The following is a 16,305-nucleotide window of genomic DNA, read 5'->3' on the forward strand; positions in this document are numbered from 1 at the left end:
TGGTATTTAGTTAGATTTAGCCTAGCAAATCGCCCTCATCTTTTCTAGATGAGTTAAATTTCTTGAAATTTTATCTAGCTCAAATTTACTGAATACTTCATCACCAGAATAGAAAAATCTAACTTTTGGGGCTTGATCTAAAGTAGAAATTTTTAGTCCTAGCTCACTTATAAGGCGATTTATTGTCCCTTCGTTGCCATCAATTATGCTTATATTTGACGGCAAAATTTCTCTTAGGCTATCTTTAAAATAGTTAAAGTGTGTGCAGCCAAGCACTAAAAACCCAAATTTGCTTAGATCAAATTTGGCTAACTCTTCTTTTAGATATGATTTCACATTCTCGGTATCAAATTCCCCATTTTCAGCAAAATTTACAAGGCGAGGCAGTGCAAGTAGCTCAGTCTTATCTTTTGCGTGTAAATTTGCGATCAGCTCTTTTAGTTTTGCACCATTTACGGTAACCGGAGTGGCTATGACTAGCGTTTTTAAGGCATCATTATGGCTTAAGTCATGAGCTTTTTTTACGGCTGGCTCCATGCCGATGATCGGCACGGTTAAATTTGCTCTAAGCTCTTTTATTGCCACGCTTGTTGCCGTGTTACAAGCCACTACGACAGCTTTTGCGCCATTTTCTATGAGAAATTTCACCGCATCAAAGCCAAATTTTAATATCTCATCCCTGCTTTTTTGTCCATACGGGACATTTTTAATGTCTGCGTAATATAAAAATTCATGCTCGCTAAGCTTGCTTAAAGCTTCATTTAAGACACTCAGTCCGCCAAGCCCCGAGTCAAATATACCTATCTTCATGCCCATCCTTAAAGCCTGCAATTATAGCAAATAATATCTTTGTAAGCCGTTTTTTATTATACTTTGGCACTTTTTAAACTTGGAGTTAAATTTTGGCAGTTGATAAGATCATTTTCTATCTTTGTTCGACTTTGATCGCTATAAGCATTATTTTTTCACTATCTTTGCCAGTTTTTACGGTTTTATTTTTTAATTATGACGAGTTTCACTTTTTCATCCGCCAGTTTATTGTTGGTTGTATCGGAATTTTCATTATGTGGTGGCTCTCTAGGCTCAATCCTGAAAAGACGCTTGTTTGGATAGGGTTTGGCCTTCTTATATCTTGCGGTATCGCCATGGGGCTAATGCATGCATTGCCAGCTTCAATGGTAACTGACGCTGGTGGTGCTAGACGTTGGATTAGGCTACCTGGCTTTTCGCTAGCTCCAGTCGAGTTTTTTAAAATCGGTTTTGTCTACTTCTTGGCTTGGAGTTTTACTAGAAAATTTAGTGAAGGCAAAAGAACCTTGCTAGATGAGATTAAGATACTCATGCCTTATATCATTCTTTTTGGTGTTGCTATCTTTCTTATTGCTGTTATGCAAAATGACCTTGGTCAAGTGGTCGTGCTGGCGCTTACATTTGTGACGATGGCACTTTTTGCAGGAGCAAGCGCGAGACTTTTTAGCATCGGTATCTTAGGAGCTGCTTTTGTTATGACAGTAGCGATAATCAGCTCTGAGCATAGAATTTTACGTATAAAGTCATGGTGGGGCACGATACAAAATATGGTACTTTCTTTCTTGCCTGATAGCGTTGCAGATGTATTAAGAGTGGCTGATGCACCAGAGCCATATCAAATTTCTCACTCGTTAAACGCTATAAAGCATGGCGAATTTTTCGGAGAAGGGCTTGGCGCTGGTATATTTAAGCTTGGCTTTTTAAGCGAGGTTCATACTGACTTTGTACTAGCTGGTATCGCTGAAGAGGTTGGTGTATTTGGTATTTTGTGTATCGTAGCTATATTTATAACGCTACTTTATAGAATTTTTAGAATTTCAGCTAGAAGCGAAAATAAGGTCTATCATCTATTTACGCTTGGTGTCGGGCTTATCTTATCGTTTTCATTTTTAATGAATAGCTATGGCATCACATCGATCACGCCTATTAAGGGTATTGCTGTGCCATTTCTTAGTTACGGCGGTAGCTCCGTGCTTGCGATTTGTATCGGTATCGGTATGGTTTTGATGGTTAGTAAAAGGGCAAAATTATGATTGTTATTTGTGGTGGAGGCACTGGTGGGCATTTAGCGATCGCAAGAAGCTTTTGCGAAGAGCTAAATAGACGAGATATCAAGCCTATATTTATCGGCTCAACTAGTGGGCAAGATAAATTTTGGTTTGAAAATGACGAGAATTTTTTACAAAAATTTTTCTTACCAAGTAGTGGCGTTGTAAATAAAAGAGGCTTTGCTAAACTAAAATCACTAACAAATATCGTAAATCTTGCTTTAAAATGTAGAAAAATTTTTAAGCAAAATGACGTTAAGGCAGTCATTAGCGTTGGTGGCTATTCAGCAGCTCCAGCAGCCATTGCAGCCATTATCTCAAAAGTGCCGCTTTTTATCCACGAACAAAATGCTGTAATGGGCAAACTAAATAAAATTTTAAAGCCCTACGCGAAAGGCTTTTTTAGCTCTTATGATGAAGCTTCGCCCTACCCTTACCCTGTGGCAAAGAAATTTTTCGATAGTGCAAGAATGAGAGAAGAGCTAAAGACTATTTTGTTTTTGGGCGGCTCGCAAGGCGCAAAAGCGATAAATGAACTAGCTATAAATTTAGCTCCATATCTTAAAGAAAAAGGCATAAATATAATTCATCAATGTGGTAAAAACGGCTTTGATGAACTTAAAAAAAGATATGATGAACTTGGCTTTAATGAAACGAATTTAGAAATTTTTGAATTTAGTAAAGAGATAGAAAATAAGATGAGCAAGGCTGACCTTGCCATATCAAGAGCAGGAGCTAGCTCGCTTTGGGAGCTTTGCGCAAATGCTTTGCCATCTATCTTTGTGCCATTTCCTTATGCTGCTGGTAATCATCAGCTTTATAACGCTAAATTTTTAAAAGATAAAGGCATTGCTGAAATTTGCTTGCAAAATAGAGAAAATTTAGACAAAGACGAAGTTATAATAATGATAGAAAATTTTGATCTAAACAAAAGCAGTAAAGCTCTAAAAGAGATCCTTTTGCCAAATGGAGCAAAAGAGATAATTGATAAAATTTTAAACTAGCTCCTCGCCTATCGCACAAGCTTTTAGTTCTTTTAGCTCAAAGATCAAGTAGTGATAAATAAGCTCATTTGTGTTTAAAATTTTTGCACTAAAGACCGGTTTTATCATAGTTATTATCTTATCAGTTATACCCGCGATCTCCACCAGTAAAAGTTCATCTTTGCGTTGCTTTGCAGCCTTAATACAATTATAAAAGAACGTATAAATTATCTTAAAATTTTGCAAAATAACATTTGAAACTATCCTAGAATGAATATGCAAAACATTATGTATACGCTCTTGTAGAGTATTTAGCTCTGCAAGTATTGATTTTATTTGAGTAGTATCTGTTGTCCTAGAAAAGAGATTTTTCGCTTTATTTTTGTTTTGTATTTGATACTCTGCTACCAAAATTTCTATTATATTTAAAATGGCAACATAGCTTTCTTGTAAATTTTCATTTGCCTTAAAGCTCACACCGTTTTTCTCAATTTTATAGTTTAAGCTTCTCTTTATCTGCTCCAAATAAGTACTAATGTTTTCATAATAGTCCTCTGTATTGAAGACACTTTTAAAAAAATCGCTTTCACCTTTTAAATTTGTAAGCTTTTTTTTAAGTTCATCAGCATTTTTATTAAACTCAACAACCCCAACTGCCAAGCCGATCTCGTGCTCACTATTTTGTTCTAATGCTGTCAAACTTTCTTTTAGTACCGAAATTTGTTTTTGAATATTTTGAAAATCCATTTTTTCTCTTTTAATTTTTTTGCTTATTTTACTATAAAAATTATGAAGTTTGTCATTAAGAACTAAAAAGATGGTGCGCCCGAGAGAATTCGAATCTCTGACCTTTTGAACCGCAATCAAATGCTCTATCCAGCTGAGCTACGAGCGCACAAGAAAGTTAAGTCGAGATATTAGCCAAACTTTCCTTAAAGAAAAATTGTATTCATTTTAATTTTATAACTGTTTTAGTAAAATCCAATAAAAACAAAAGGAGCAAAGATGAATGATTTTTTCGATAGTTTAAAAGAGATAAAAAAAGAACTTACTAAAGAGCAAGGTGAGATCAAAAAAACTCAAAAAGAAGCCGTTTCTCATACAAAAGAAGAGGCGATCTCGTATAAAGAAAATAAACTAAAAAACGAATTTGCAGAGTACATTAAAGGCCAAGATATAAGAAAAATATAAATTTGGAATGCTTATTGCTAAAACATGTAATATTTTATGTGGAGTAGGCAATGAAAGTTACGCAAACATTAGAATCTCTAAGCATTTTAACTGATAATGACACTTTGTTTCGTGAGCTTAGAGATATGATAAGCAGAAATTTTACAAAAATTTTATCTAATAAAAATAAGGTTATTTCGTTTTATGAAGAGAGCGAGATCCCACAACGCAAGTGCTTTTTAAAATTTATAAAAAAACTTTATGAAAAGCAAAGCGATGATAAGCTCGATATTCGTTTTGCAAACTATAAAACCATAAAGCTTGGCTTTGTTCAAAAAAATACCCTAACTCCAGTCATTAGTCTAAATGTAAATTTTGTAAAAAATGAAGTCAAATTTGAACTAAAAGATGCACTTTGCAGAGATTTTGCTAGCTACATCAGCGAGAGTCTGGTAAAAAGTAATGTTACTTTTAGCAAAAATGATGATTTTTTAAACATCACTATCTCAAACGACAACGACATAAACGCATTAAACAAACTACTCTACAAAAGAAACTATCCAAAATTTAGCGTAAATTTTATCTATGATGAAAAAGACTACAAAGCCTTTAAACAAGGCATAAAAATAAAAAGCTCATCTAAATTTGTAAGCAGATTTTCTGTGCTTGCAAATTTACTTGAGGAAAATTTTGAGATTTTAGGTTGCAAAAAAGATGATGACTTTGAAACTATCAGGCAAAGCTATCTTTCACTCGTAAATATCTATCACCCAGATAGGCACGCCAACAAAAATCCTCTCATACAAGAAGAATACGCAAAGAAATTTAAAAATATTCAATCTGCTTATGAGAGCCTAAAACCATACTTTAAAAATCAAGAAAATTTTGTGATGGTTGGCTAGAGTACAGCTTGCCATGGAGCTTTAAAGAGAGCAAAAATGAATGGTGAAATGTTTAATATATGCGCCATTATTGTTGCCGCAAAGCAGGCCATAAAGTCAAATTTTCCTATCCTGTATAATGGCACTAGCTACGAAAATAGTATAAATTTTCACTTTCTCTCAGGCCATATGGAAAATGGCGTAAATGAGTGGTTTGAGCACGCATTAAAACTTGGATTAAGCGATGTAAGACTTGCTGCAAATTTAACTGGCTCATCAGATGAACGTTTATTGCTTAGCTTTTCAAACTCTACCGCAAAATCGATCATTTGCATTTTTAAAGAGCACATGAGTTGCTTCTTACCCTACTGGAAATACAACAAAGATCAAAAAGGCTGGGATATAATATATAAAGAATTTGGTCTTGAAAAAGATGTTAATTTAGAAAATTTTAGCGACAACACAGAGGCTTTTGTGGCCATACTTACCAAGATAGCGGCCTTTGCAGATGAGATAGAGTGTAAGAATTTTGGTGAGTGTTTTCGCAGGGCATTAAAATCACTTAGATCTTCAAGCAATGATGATCAAAAGATATTTAATACACCGCTTATGCCAAATAAAAATTTAGCTCTTTTTGCTGCGGCAAGCTTGGCTGATGTTTTTGGTGGTATGGGCTCTTGGAACGACGATGCAGCAGGCATGGCACAATATAAAAAACGTGGTAAAGAGTACGAAGAGCTTAGCAACGAGCTTTTTACACAGATGCGCAAGGCCATACTTTTTGCTGTAAATGAGTGGTAGTTAGCCGTTTATTTGATAGACTCTTTTTCGCTGGCTAGAGCTGCCGATGTTTAGAATTTTGCGGTATTTTGTGATAGTTCGGCGAACGATTTGAATGTTAAATTTGGCTTGGATTAGCTCTTGGATTTTTAGATCAGAAAGTGGCTTTTTGTGATCTTCATTATTAATAAGCTCTAGTAAAAATTCCTTTATCGCAGCATTTGAAGTCTCCTCGTCAAAGCCAGTTGAAAAGAAATTTTTAAGTGCAATAGTACCCCTTGCACAGCTTAGATACTTATTTGCGATTGCCCTTGAGATGGTTGACGGATTGCGTCCAAGCTCGTCTGCCAGGTCTTTTAGCTTCATAGGCTTTATATCGCCGCCCAAGAAGTAGTCATACTGATACTCAACTATCATAAGCCCTATTTTATAAAGCGTTGATTTTCTCATTTCAAGGGCATCTATGAGCTCGCTTGCCTCTTTTATGCGCGAGCTTACAAAGGCCTCTTTCTCGTCTAGCCCCTCGGTATCAACCAAAATTTCAGGATAGTAATCGTCATTTATCTGCACACTTATGCCGCTACTTGTGCTTAGCACGAAGATGTCAGGTACTGCTTCTTTTTTATCTTCAAGATACTCAATCGCCGGTGGATTTTTAAATTTCTTTATGATCTTTAGCGCGTCGTCATAAAATTTAAGCTTTCTAAGCTTTTCTATATTTTCAAAATTTAAGATGATCTTTCTTGTGCACTCGATGATCTCATCACTCGCCTCTGCCTCGCTTAGCTGAAACAAAAAATTCTCTTTGACATCCTTTGCACCAATGCCACATGGCTCAAGGTAGGCAAATCTCGCTCTAACCCGCTCTACTTCGCCCTCATTAAAGCCTGCAAAAATTTCATCATCATAAGAAAAATAGCCCTCATCGTCCAAACACTCGATGATCTTATATGCGATATCTTGAGACTTTTGCGTGGGGAAAAGTGGCGGATTGATTTGACCAATTAGCTTTTCATAGAGGCTTTCTTTGTAGATGCTTAAAGCCTCGATATTCTCAGTAACAGAATTTCTACTAACCTGCTCGAAAAAATTTCGTTTTTTTTCACTTTTTTCTAAATTTTTATGTTCGATCGTGGCAAATGGATTGTCTTTTATAAAAGGCTCAAGCGTCTCTTTTAGCTCATCAAGTCCGCTTTGAAGTATGGGAAGCCAGCTTCGTAGCGTTTGGTTTAGTTTGATCTTTGGTGCTAAAGTTTGCTTTTGCCTTAGCATCATCTACTCAAGTAGCTTAAATTCTTCGCCAAGATAGTGCGTTCTAACGAGCTTGTTGTTTGCCACTTCGCTCGCACTGCCGCTTGCTAGTAGCGAGCCATCTTTGATGACGTAGGCTCTGTCACAAATGGCTAGCGTCTCACGGACGTTGTGGTCAGTTATCAAAACGCCGATGCCTAGCTTTTTAAGGTCTCTAACGATACTTTGTATGTCGCTAACTGCGATCGGGTCAACACCAGCAAATGGCTCATCAAGTAGCAAAAATTTTGGTTTTATGATGAGGCTTCTAGCGATCTCACAGCGTCTGCGCTCGCCGCCACTTAGACTAACGCCCTTTCTTAGGCGGATAGGCTCGATATTTAGCATATTTAGCATCTCGTTTACTCTTTTAGAGATCTCTTCTTTGCTTTGATTTAAAATTTCAGCCCCAAGAAGTAAATTTTCTTCTACACTTAGCTCTTTAAATATACTTGATTCTTGCGGCAAATAGCCAATACCAAGGTGTGCTCTTTTGTGAAGCGGAACATTTGTGATCTTTTCGTCATTTAAAAAAACATCTCCGCTAGTTGGCGAGATGAGTCCGCAAATCATATAAAAAGTGGTCGTCTTTCCAGCACCATTTGGCCCAAGAAGCCCAACGACTTCGCCGCTATTTACCTCTAAAGATATACCTTTTATGATCTCACTTTTTTTGATCGTCTTTTTTAGATCTTTTACTTCTAGTTTATGCACTTATAACCTCGTATTTTCTGCCATTTTTGCTAGGAGAAATTTTTACTAACGTATAGCTCTCGCCATTTTTCTTTAGAGCTTTTTCTAAATTTTCATCGCCCCACTCTACTAGATGAAGCCCCTCTTCAAATAAATTTTCAAAAAGGCCGTTTTTTGCCATCCCGTCAAAACCGATCTGATAAATGTCGTAGTGATAGATATCTTTACCATAAATTTGCATCAATGAAAATGTCGGAGACGTCACGCTCTCATCTACGTCATGAGCCTTGATGATCGCCTTTACAAGCGTCGTTTTGCCACTTGCTAGATCACCACTTAGTAGCACCACGCCACTTTTTGGCAGCACCCGCACAAGCTCGTCAAGCTCATTTTCTAAAAGCTCAAAAACCATCAAAGCTCTTTTACGTATTCGCTCTGAGCGCTTTTTGGTATGCTTTTTGTAGTTGGGATCGCCAGCACCTCATATCTTGCCTCACGAGCTAGAAATTTGATGGTAATAACATCGCCGATCTTTACATCTTTTGCCGCTTTTGCCTGCACGCCGTTTATGCTCACAACGCCGCTTTTACACATATCTTCGCTAACGGCACGCCTTTTGGTGATATTTACTACGTTTAAAAATTTGTCTACTCTCATGCGGCGGATTTTAACAAAAATAGCCTTAAATTTTTAATCCTTTAGATATTTTAAAAGCTCTTTTAAATTTAGAGGTATGACGCTGCCATGGGTTTCATTTTTAAAAAGCTCAAAGTGAGAATTTACCCCACTTTGCTTTAAAATTTGAGCCAAATCACTCGCCTTTAAAGTGCCAGCTTTGTCAGTCTTGCCCTTTCTTTTTTCAAGCTCGCCAACGCTGAGAAAAACAAATTTAGCCTTTAGTTTCTCTTTAAATTTACCCTCGCTCACATTTTGCTTTAAAATTTCAGACTCACCCCACCAAAGAGATGGTGAAGCGATAAAGAAATTTTGAAAAATACCCTCATTTTTAAGCAACGCATAGAGTGTAAAAAGACCACCAAAAGAGTGTCCATAAAGGCTTTTTGGGAGATCTTGCACATTAAATTTCTGATCGATAAGTGGCACTAAATTTCTTGTCAAAAAATAGTAAAACGCATCTGCGCCACCACCTTTGCTAAACTCCTCGCCCTCTGCCTTTGGCGTGAGGTCTCTTGTACGTTTTTCTATCTCGTAGCTTTTATTTGTGTCATATCCTATGCCTATTATTAGCGGGGCAGTCGTGGCGTCAAATTCATTTAAGAGCACGTTAAACTGGGCATTTGCGTCAAGCAAGAAAAGCACGTTTTTAAACTCATTTTGTCCCTTTAGCTTAGCTGTGAAAATTTTATAAATTTCATCATTTGCGCTCATTTTAAAGGTTGAAATTTCAAATTTACTAGCGGCTTTTTGGCTAAGTGGCTCAGGCGTTTGTTGCGGAGCTGCTTGTAAAATTTGCGTCACACCAAGCGTAAAAAGCAAAAATTTAAAGGCTTTTACCATTTTGCAGCGACCTTAAACCAAAATCTCCTACCCTCTTGCGGATACCAGTAGTAGTCTTTATCATTTATTTGCGCCTCTTCGTATCTTACCTTATTAAAGATATTGTAGGCGTTTAGGCTAAGTGTTAGGTGTTTATTTGCATCCCAGCTGACGCCTGTATCAAATGTAAGTAAATTTTTCTCATTTTCTCTTACTCTGTTACCAGGGCCAAATTGTACGCTTGTTAGCTTGCTCTCGTAGTTTGCACCAAAAAATGTCTTAACGCTCTTTATAGGCTTATATGTAAGCGTGGCGTGAAGTGCGTGCTCTGGCGTTGCGGTAAGGCTTTTTGCGTCAAGTCTAGCAAGATTTGTCTCACTAAATTTCATAGCGCCTCTTGGCGTGTTTATCGTTGGGTTGCCAGTTTTTATCTTTGACTTATTATAGGTGTAGTTTGAGCTTAAATTTAGATTTGAAAGGATGTCATAGTCGCCACTTAGCTCCACTCCCCAAACGGTCGCACCTTCAATATTAAAGTAAGTTCCCCAGCCAGGACAACCCTCACTTTGGATCCGCACACCTGCTGGGCAAGCGCCAAAGGCTGGAATTTTATTGACATTACTGCCGTCTGTGTCTAGGATCTTATCTTTAAATTCATTTCTAAAAAGCGTTACCGAGCCTCTAAAATCAGCCTGATTGTCATAATACGCCCCAACTTCATAAGTCGTGCTCTTTTCTGGTTTTAGGTCTTTATTGCCAAAATTGACTATCGTCCAGCCACGTTGGATAGTGCCTACTTCAGGCGAAATTTGATTGACATCTGGTGTTTTATAGCCAGTTGCTACGCCGCCTTTTAGGCTTAGCGTATCTGTGGCGTTATAGACTAGATAGGCTCTTGGCGAGATGTGGTTGCCAAAAAATTCGTTGTGCGTGAGTCTTGATCCAAGCGTTAAAAATAGCTTCTCATCTAAAATTTGCCACTCATCTTCGATAAATCCCGCATGCTCGCTCATCGAGTAGGTCTTTGGGTCTTTTAAGCCATTTTTTGAAGCGTTTGAGATGATGAAGGTCGTGCCGACATTTTGCTTGCTAAAGTCATAGCCAAAAGTTAGAGTGTGTGCGCCAAAAAATGTTATAAATTTGGAGTTAAAATTGTGATTTTTAGCTTTTGCTGGTATAAATTTGTCAAAAAGACTACTTCTTTGCGTCTCATCATAGATGTAGCTCAGATCGGCATTTAGACTATCAAATTCGCCAAGATAGCCCACACCATAGCTCTTTTTCTCGTAGTCGTAAGCGTTTAAGACGTCCCTTCTTGGATCTGGATCGGCTGTTTTGCCCTTGGAGCGTGAGTAGTCGTGTTTTTCGTTTGAGCCAAGGATGAAGAATTTATTGTGTTCATCTGGAGTGATCCAAAGTTTCGCACTTAAATTTCTCTTATCGCTTTTTTGGTAGCCACCAACGTAACTATCCTCATCTCTTAGTTTTTTGTATCCCCAAAGCTGAAGTGCTAAAAGGTCTTTATAAAGTGGCAAATTTAGATAAAAGTCCCCCTGTCTACCATCGCCTATACCTTTGTGCGTGTTTATCGTGGTTGAGATACCGACATTGCCGCTAAATTTTGAAAAATCCTTTTTAGTGATGATATTTATCACACCTCCAACTGCATCGCTACCATAAAGCGAGCTCATAGGGCCACGGATAACCTCTATACGCTCGATCGCTTCAGCTGGTGGGATGAAATTTGAGTTCATATCCCCTGCTCCGCCCTTTGGGTTTGCACTGCTTGAATTTACTCTTTTGCCATCAATTAAAACTAGCGTTTGAGAGCTTTCCATACCGCGTATCGAGATACCGCTAGCTGGACCATCCTCACCGCCAATAACATTTACGCCTGGCACCTTTTGAGCGATAGAGTGGAGCGAAGTAAAGCTATCTTTTGTAAGCTCATCGCCTTTTATTACGCTGATACTTGCAGGAGCTTCTTTAATCTCCTGCGAAAAGCCACTTGCACTTACTACAACGCCATCAAGCCTTGTTTCGTTATTGTCTTTATGCTCTGCTGCAAAGAGAGAATTTGCCACACAAACACTAAGGCAGATAGCAATAAATTTTGTTTTTCTCATGACTATCCTTTTAAAATTTAATTTGAAAAAGTTTGAAATTTAACAAAGTATCTTTTAAAACAATATTAATTATCATAATTTTAAACAATAACCTTTTTTTGTAAAAATTTCTAGTAAAATCTTAAATTATTCATTAAATTAATTTATTAAAGATTAATCAATTTAGGCTAAAATACGACCATTTCAACAAAAGGACAACTATGAAAAAAGATGTAAAAAAAGTTGTTTTAGCATACTCAGGCGGACTTGATACAAGCATTATTTTAAAATGGCTTCAAGATGAATACAACTGCGAAGTAGTCACATTTACGGCTGACATCGGACAAGGCGAAGAGCTAGAGCCTGCACGCAAAAAAGCCCTAGCACTTGGTGTAAAACCTGAAAACATTTTTATTGAAGATTTAAGAGAAGAATTTGTACGTGATTATGTATTTCCAATGTTTAGAGCAAATGCAGTCTACGAGGGTGAGTATCTGCTTGGCACATCGATAGCGCGCCCACTAATAGCAAAACGCCAAAGCGAGATCGCAAGACTTGTTGGCGCTGATGGCGTGAGCCACGGAGCAACAGGTAAAGGCAACGACCAAGTTCGCTTTGAGCTTGGATACTACGCGCTCGGCGACAACCTAACTATCATCGCTCCATGGCGCGAGTGGGATCTAAATAGTCGCGAAAAACTTTTGGCATACGCTGAAAAAAATGGCATAGATATCACCAAAAAACTAGGCAAGAGCCCATATTCAATGGACGCAAATTTACTTCACATAAGCTATGAAGGTCTAGTACTTGAAGACCCAAGTCATGCACCAGAAGATGATATGTGGAGATGGACAGTAAGCCCAAAAGATGCTCCAGATAAGAGCGAGATCATTGAGATCGGCTATGAAAAAGGTGATCCAGTGAGCATAAACGGCAAAAAAATGTGCCCAGCTGAAATTTTAACCGAGCTAAACCGCCTTGGTGCAAAACACGGTATCGGCAGACTTGACATCGTAGAGAACCGCTCAGTTGGTATGAAGAGTCGCGGATGCTACGAAACTCCTGGTGGCACGATAATGCTAAAAGCTCATAGAGCGATCGAGAGCATCACGCTTGACCGCGGCGCAGCTCACTTAAAAGATGAGATCATGCCAAAATACGCCGAGTTAATTTACAACGGCTACTGGTGGTCACCTGAGCGAAATATGCTCCAAGCGCTCATCGACAAGAGCCAAGAGCATGTAAATGGCTCTGTAAAAGTTGAGCTTTATAAAGGCAATGTGATCATCCTTGGCAGAAACAGCAAAAATGACAATCTATTTAGCGAGGCATACTGCACGTTTGAAGAGGATAGCGTTTATGACCAAAAAGATGCGGCTGGATTTATCAAACTAAATGCACTTCGCTTCATCATCGCACGTAAAAATGGGCGAAAATTTGACTAAAAATAAAATTTAAAAGGAAAAAAATGAAAGTATTATTAATAAAAGATGTAAAAGCACTTGGTAAAGCTGGCGAGATAAAAGAGGTAAAAGACGGCTATGGCAATAACTTCTTAATCGGCAAGGGCTTTGCAAAAGCAGCTACTCCAGACGTCCTTCGCCAATATGAAGCAGCTCAAAAAAGAAAGGCTGAAGAGCTAAAATATGAGATTGCAAATTTAGAAAAGCTTAAAGAAGAGCTTGAAAAAGTGACAGTTGTCATCAAGAAAACTCTTGGCGCAAATGGCTCACTTTTTGGCTCAGTTTCAAAAGAAGAGATCGCAGCAGAGCTTGAAAAAACGCATCATTTAGTTGTCGAGAAAAAAGCGATCGACATGGACACTCACCTAAAAGCAGTCGGCCTTTATGACGTTCATGTAAAGCTTGGACACTCGATAAATGCGAGCTTGAAGGTTGATGTGCAAGGAGAGTAGATGTTTCATGCGACAACCATCTTAGCCTACAAAGGCAAAAATAAAGCGGTTATCGGCGGCGACGGGCAGGTTAGCTTTGGCAACACCGTCTTAAAAGGCAATGCCGTAAAAATCCGCAAAATTCACAACGGCAAAGTCCTAGCTGGCTTTGCCGGCAGTACTGCTGATGCGTTTAACCTTTTTGATATGTTTGAGAAAAATTTAGAGCATACAAAGGGCGATTTGCTAAAGGCGGTTATAGAATTTAGCAAAGAGTGGCGCAAAGACAAGTATCTAAGAAAGCTTGAAGCGATGATGCTTGTGCTTGATAGGGATAAAATTTTCTTACTTAGTGGCACTGGTGATGTTGTTGAGCCAGAAGATGGCAAGATAGCAGCTATCGGAAGCGGCGGAAATTACGCACTTTCAGCGGCTCGTGCTTTAGATAAATTTGCTGATATCGACGAAGAGGAGCTAGTCAAAGAGAGCCTCAAGATCGCCGGCGAAATTTGCATCTATACAAATACAAACATCAAAACTTATGTTTTAGAATAAGAGAAAAAATGAACTTAACACCAAGAGAAATTGTTAAATTTTTAGATGACTATGTGATCGGTCAAAAGGACGCCAAGAAGATCATAGCGATCGCACTTCGCAACAGATATCGCCGTATGAAGCTTGAAAAGAGCTTGCAAGATGACATCATGCCAAAAAATATCTTGATGATCGGCTCAACTGGCGTAGGTAAAACTGAGATCGCAAGGCGTCTTTCAAAGATGATGGGACTACCATTTATCAAGGTCGAGGCTAGCAAATATACTGAGGTTGGCTTTGTTGGTCGCGATGTTGAGAGCATGGTAAGAGACCTTGCTATGGCCTCATATAATCTCGTAAAAAATGAGCAAAGCGAGAAAAACCAAGACAAAATCAACGCCTACATCGAAGAAAAGATCGTCTCAAAACTACTTCCGCCACTTCCAAAAGGTGCAAGTGAAGAGAAGCAAGCAGAGTACGCAAAGAGCTATGAAAAAATGCTAAATAGGCTAAGAAATGGCGAGCTTGACGAGCTAAGCATCGAGATCGAGGTACAGCAAAATCCGCTTGAAGCTGGCTCAAACGTACCACCTGATATGGCGCAGATGCAAGAGAGCTTTATAAAGATAATTGGCATCGGCGGTAAAAATATCAAAAAAGAGATGAAGGTAAAAGATGCCAAAAAAGCCCTTCAAAGCGAAGCAAATGATAAAATTTTAGACCTTGAGAGCATAAAAACTGAGGCTTTAAGAAGAGCTGAAAACGAAGGTATCATCTTTATAGACGAGATCGACAAAGTAGCCGTTGGCTCAGGTAGCTCAAATAGACAAGATCCTAGTAAAGAAGGCGTACAAAGAGACTTATTGCCTATTGTTGAGGGTTCAAATGTAAATACTAAATTTGGAAATTTAAAGACAGATCATATTTTATTTATCGCAGCTGGCGCCTTTCATATAAGCAAGCCAAGCGATCTAATCCCTGAGCTTCAAGGCCGTTTTCCACTAAGAGTAGAGCTTGATAGCCTTGATGAGGATGCGCTTTATCAAATTTTAACTCAGCCAAAAAATTCGCTTTTAAAACAATATATCGCCCTACTTTCAACCGAAAATGTCGAGCTAGAATTTGACGATGAAGCAATAAAAGAGATAGCCAGGATCGCCCACGCCGCAAATGAAAAGATGGAAGACATCGGTGCTAGACGCCTTCATACGGTGATCGAGCGCGTGATAGAAGATATTAGCTTTGAGGCTAGCGAAAAGAGTGGCGAAAAGATAAACGTGACAAAAGAGCTCGTAAAAGAGCGCCTAAAAGACGTGGTTGAGGATCAAGACCTAGCGAGGTATATACTTTGAAATCAGGCTTTGTTAGCATCATAGGACGCACAAATGCTGGCAAAAGCTCGTTTTTAAATGCCTTATTAAACGAAAAAATCGCCATTGTCTCGCACAAGCAAAACGCAACTCGCAGAAAGATAAATGGCATCGTAATGAACGGTGAAGATCAGATCATCTTCACCGACACGCCAGGACTTCACGAGAGCAACAAGGCGATAAATCAACTACTAATTAGCCAAGCAATAAAATCGATGGGAGACTGCGATCTAATCGTATTTTTAGCGCCTATCCATGATGATACAAGTGACTATGAGAAATTTCTAACTCTAAATCCTGAAAAACCACACATCTTAGTGCTAACAAAAGTCGATGAGAGCTCAAATGCAAAGGTGCTTGAAAAGATCACCCAGTATCAAAAATTTCAAGATAAATTTGCAGCTTTGCTTACTTTTAGCACCAAGCAGCCTACCTACAAAAAGCCGCTTCTTGATGAAATTTGCAAGCTTTTGCCAGAGCATGAGTATTTTTACGATCCAGAATTTCTCACTCCGACAAATGAAAAAGAAATTTTTAGAGAATTTATACTTGAAGCGATCTATGAAAATTTAAGCGATGAGATACCTTATCTTAGTGACGCTATCATAAAAAGTGTCAAAGAAAAACCTGGTATCACTGAAATTTTTGCAAGCATCATCACTGAGCGTGAAATCCATAAAAGTATGATCGTCGGTAAGAATGGTGAAACGATAAAACGAATAGGAATTTTTGCAAGAAAGTTAATACAAAATTTAACCGGATCAAAGGTCTTTTTAAAACTCGATGTAGTCGTTAAGAAAGGCTGGAGTAAAGAAGAAAAGAGCCTTAATAAAATAATTGGATATTGATTTTTTATTGTAAAAATATTAAAATACAGCCCAATTAGAGCATTATGAGGTAAATTTTTATGTTAAAGCTTAGAAAAATTAACGATAATCCAATCGTTACGCTAGATCCTTATGAATATGAAGGTTTTAGATTTACTAATAGCAATGTCGATACGCTAAGTCTGTCAAAGAATATTCTAAAG

18 protein-coding genes and 1 tRNA gene are annotated in these 16,305 nt (G+C 38.1%); 10 read left to right on the top strand and 9 right to left on the bottom strand.

What is annotated here, in order from left to right:
- Positions 1-21 precede the first annotated feature (21 nt).
- Positions 22-810, bottom strand: a complete 789-nt coding sequence (gene murI, locus F3H00_RS07675; protein ID WP_148798619.1) for a glutamate racemase — start codon at positions 808-810, stop codon at positions 22-24.
- 92 nt (positions 811-902) lie between these two features.
- Between murI and F3H00_RS07680 the strand changes: the two genes are divergently transcribed.
- Both F3H00_RS07680 and murG read left to right on the top strand, forming a co-directional pair.
- On the top strand, positions 903-2,063 hold the full coding sequence (locus F3H00_RS07680; RefSeq protein WP_021091312.1) for an FtsW/RodA/SpoVE family cell cycle protein: 1,161 nt from the start codon (positions 903-905) through the stop codon (positions 2,061-2,063).
- Positions 2,060-3,082, top strand: coding sequence for an undecaprenyldiphospho-muramoylpentapeptide beta-N-acetylglucosaminyltransferase (murG, locus tag F3H00_RS07685; protein WP_148798617.1), 1,023 nt, complete (start codon positions 2,060-2,062; stop codon positions 3,080-3,082). The genes F3H00_RS07680 and murG overlap by 4 nt, the downstream gene beginning before the upstream one ends.
- On the opposite strand, the gene F3H00_RS07690 is transcribed toward murG, so the two are convergent.
- Together F3H00_RS07690 and F3H00_RS07695 are read right to left on the bottom strand one after the other, a co-directional pair.
- Positions 3,074-3,808, bottom strand: coding sequence for an imidazole glycerol phosphate synthase (locus tag F3H00_RS07690; protein WP_084041322.1), 735 nt, complete (start codon positions 3,806-3,808; stop codon positions 3,074-3,076). The genes murG and F3H00_RS07690 overlap by 9 nt on opposite strands.
- A gap of 71 nt (positions 3,809-3,879) precedes the next feature.
- Positions 3,880-3,956 (bottom strand) — tRNA-Arg (locus F3H00_RS07695).
- Positions 3,957-4,066: 110 nt separating this feature from the next.
- Between F3H00_RS07695 and F3H00_RS07700 the strand changes: the two genes are divergently transcribed.
- Genes F3H00_RS07700 through F3H00_RS07710 form a run of 3 tightly spaced genes read left to right on the top strand, consistent with a single transcriptional unit; the run spans position 4,067 to position 5,913 of the window.
- On the top strand, positions 4,067-4,252 hold the full coding sequence (locus F3H00_RS07700) for a hypothetical protein (protein ID WP_054196631.1): 186 nt from the start codon (positions 4,067-4,069) through the stop codon (positions 4,250-4,252).
- 50 nt (positions 4,253-4,302) lie between these two features.
- Entirely contained in the window at positions 4,303-5,133 is an 831-nt protein-coding gene (locus F3H00_RS07705) for an adenylosuccinate lyase (RefSeq protein ID WP_148798615.1), read from the top strand.
- 36 nt (positions 5,134-5,169) lie between these two features.
- Positions 5,170-5,913, top strand: a complete 744-nt coding sequence (locus tag F3H00_RS07710) for a hypothetical protein (RefSeq protein ID WP_148798613.1) — start codon at positions 5,170-5,172, stop codon at positions 5,911-5,913.
- On the opposite strand, the gene F3H00_RS07715 is transcribed toward F3H00_RS07710, so the two are convergent.
- The 6 genes from F3H00_RS07715 to F3H00_RS07740 are packed head-to-tail and all read right to left on the bottom strand — an operon-like array spanning position 5,914 to position 11,498.
- Entirely contained in the window at positions 5,914-7,164 is a 1,251-nt protein-coding gene (locus F3H00_RS07715) for an RNA polymerase factor sigma-54 (RefSeq protein WP_223155270.1), read from the bottom strand. It abuts the gene before it with no gap.
- 3 nt (positions 7,165-7,167) lie between these two features.
- On the bottom strand, positions 7,168-7,896 hold the full coding sequence (gene lptB, locus F3H00_RS07720) for an LPS export ABC transporter ATP-binding protein (RefSeq protein WP_009293825.1): 729 nt from the start codon (positions 7,894-7,896) through the stop codon (positions 7,168-7,170).
- Positions 7,889-8,287: a tRNA (adenosine(37)-N6)-threonylcarbamoyltransferase complex ATPase subunit type 1 TsaE gene (gene tsaE, locus F3H00_RS07725; RefSeq protein ID WP_148798609.1), complete on the bottom strand. Its 399-nt coding sequence runs from the start codon at positions 8,285-8,287 to the stop codon at positions 7,889-7,891. The genes lptB and tsaE overlap by 8 nt, the downstream gene beginning before the upstream one ends.
- Positions 8,287-8,532, bottom strand: coding sequence for an RNA-binding S4 domain-containing protein (locus F3H00_RS07730; RefSeq protein WP_002940508.1), 246 nt, complete (start codon positions 8,530-8,532; stop codon positions 8,287-8,289). Before F3H00_RS07730 ends, tsaE begins: the two co-directional genes overlap by 1 nt.
- Before the next feature lie 33 nt (positions 8,533-8,565).
- Complete coding sequence (locus tag F3H00_RS07735) at positions 8,566-9,393, bottom strand: alpha/beta hydrolase (protein WP_148798607.1); 828 nt, start codon at positions 9,391-9,393, stop codon at positions 8,566-8,568.
- On the bottom strand, positions 9,387-11,498 hold the full coding sequence (locus tag F3H00_RS07740; RefSeq protein ID WP_148798605.1) for a TonB-dependent receptor domain-containing protein: 2,112 nt from the start codon (positions 11,496-11,498) through the stop codon (positions 9,387-9,389). Before F3H00_RS07740 ends, F3H00_RS07735 begins: the two co-directional genes overlap by 7 nt.
- A 200-nt stretch (positions 11,499-11,698) precedes the next feature.
- Here F3H00_RS07740 and F3H00_RS07745 point away from each other — a divergent pair, with 200 nt between their 5' ends.
- Genes F3H00_RS07745 through era form a run of 5 tightly spaced genes read left to right on the top strand, consistent with a single transcriptional unit; the run spans position 11,699 to position 16,123 of the window.
- The gene (locus tag F3H00_RS07745; protein ID WP_148798603.1) at positions 11,699-12,922 is read left to right on the top strand and encodes an argininosuccinate synthase; all 1,224 of its coding nucleotides are present in this window, start codon (positions 11,699-11,701) and stop codon (positions 12,920-12,922) included.
- 23 nt (positions 12,923-12,945) lie between these two features.
- Positions 12,946-13,392, top strand: coding sequence for a 50S ribosomal protein L9 (gene rplI / locus F3H00_RS07750; protein WP_054196623.1), 447 nt, complete (start codon positions 12,946-12,948; stop codon positions 13,390-13,392).
- Complete coding sequence (gene hslV, locus F3H00_RS07755) at positions 13,393-13,926, top strand: ATP-dependent protease subunit HslV (RefSeq protein WP_002940451.1); 534 nt, start codon at positions 13,393-13,395, stop codon at positions 13,924-13,926.
- 8 nt (positions 13,927-13,934) lie between these two features.
- Positions 13,935-15,257, top strand: coding sequence for an ATP-dependent protease ATPase subunit HslU (gene hslU, locus F3H00_RS07760; RefSeq protein ID WP_103588234.1), 1,323 nt, complete (start codon positions 13,935-13,937; stop codon positions 15,255-15,257).
- Positions 15,254-16,123: a GTPase Era gene (era, locus tag F3H00_RS07765; RefSeq protein ID WP_148798601.1), complete on the top strand. Its 870-nt coding sequence runs from the start codon at positions 15,254-15,256 to the stop codon at positions 16,121-16,123. Before hslU ends, era begins: the two co-directional genes overlap by 4 nt.
- Positions 16,124-16,305 lie beyond the last annotated feature (182 nt).

The sequence above is a fragment of the Campylobacter concisus genome (assembly GCF_902460845.1).
In the GTDB taxonomy this organism is placed as follows: domain Bacteria; phylum Campylobacterota; class Campylobacteria; order Campylobacterales; family Campylobacteraceae; genus Campylobacter_A; species Campylobacter_A concisus_X.

What these genes read in the sequence shown, in the direction of transcription:
- F3H00_RS07735 (WP_148798607.1), bottom strand. Translation starts at nt 9,393, where the DNA reads ATGGTAAAAGCCTTTAAATTTTTGCTTTTTACGCTTGGTGTGACGCAA.
- murI (WP_148798619.1), bottom strand. Translation starts at nt 810, where the DNA reads ATGAAGATAGGTATATTTGACTCGGGGCTTGGCGGACTGAGTGTCTTA.
- hslU (WP_103588234.1), top strand. Translation starts at nt 13,935, where the DNA reads ATGAACTTAACACCAAGAGAAATTGTTAAATTTTTAGATGACTATGTG.
- rplI (WP_054196623.1), top strand. Translation starts at nt 12,946, where the DNA reads ATGAAAGTATTATTAATAAAAGATGTAAAAGCACTTGGTAAAGCTGGC.
- hslV (WP_002940451.1), top strand. Translation starts at nt 13,393, where the DNA reads ATGTTTCATGCGACAACCATCTTAGCCTACAAAGGCAAAAATAAAGCG.
- F3H00_RS07700 (WP_054196631.1), top strand. Translation starts at nt 4,067, where the DNA reads ATGAATGATTTTTTCGATAGTTTAAAAGAGATAAAAAAAGAACTTACT.
- F3H00_RS07745 (WP_148798603.1), top strand. Translation starts at nt 11,699, where the DNA reads ATGAAAAAAGATGTAAAAAAAGTTGTTTTAGCATACTCAGGCGGACTT.
- F3H00_RS07740 (WP_148798605.1), bottom strand. Translation starts at nt 11,498, where the DNA reads ATGAGAAAAACAAAATTTATTGCTATCTGCCTTAGTGTTTGTGTGGCA.
- tsaE (WP_148798609.1), bottom strand. Translation starts at nt 8,287, where the DNA reads ATGGTTTTTGAGCTTTTAGAAAATGAGCTTGACGAGCTTGTGCGGGTG.
- F3H00_RS07705 (WP_148798615.1), top strand. Translation starts at nt 4,303, where the DNA reads ATGAAAGTTACGCAAACATTAGAATCTCTAAGCATTTTAACTGATAAT.
- F3H00_RS07730 (WP_002940508.1), bottom strand. Translation starts at nt 8,532, where the DNA reads ATGAGAGTAGACAAATTTTTAAACGTAGTAAATATCACCAAAAGGCGT.
- F3H00_RS07715 (WP_223155270.1), bottom strand. Translation starts at nt 7,164, where the DNA reads ATGCTAAGGCAAAAGCAAACTTTAGCACCAAAGATCAAACTAAACCAA.
- F3H00_RS07690 (WP_084041322.1), bottom strand. Translation starts at nt 3,808, where the DNA reads ATGGATTTTCAAAATATTCAAAAACAAATTTCGGTACTAAAAGAAAGT.
- F3H00_RS07710 (WP_148798613.1), top strand. Translation starts at nt 5,170, where the DNA reads ATGAATGGTGAAATGTTTAATATATGCGCCATTATTGTTGCCGCAAAG.
- murG (WP_148798617.1), top strand. Translation starts at nt 2,060, where the DNA reads ATGATTGTTATTTGTGGTGGAGGCACTGGTGGGCATTTAGCGATCGCA.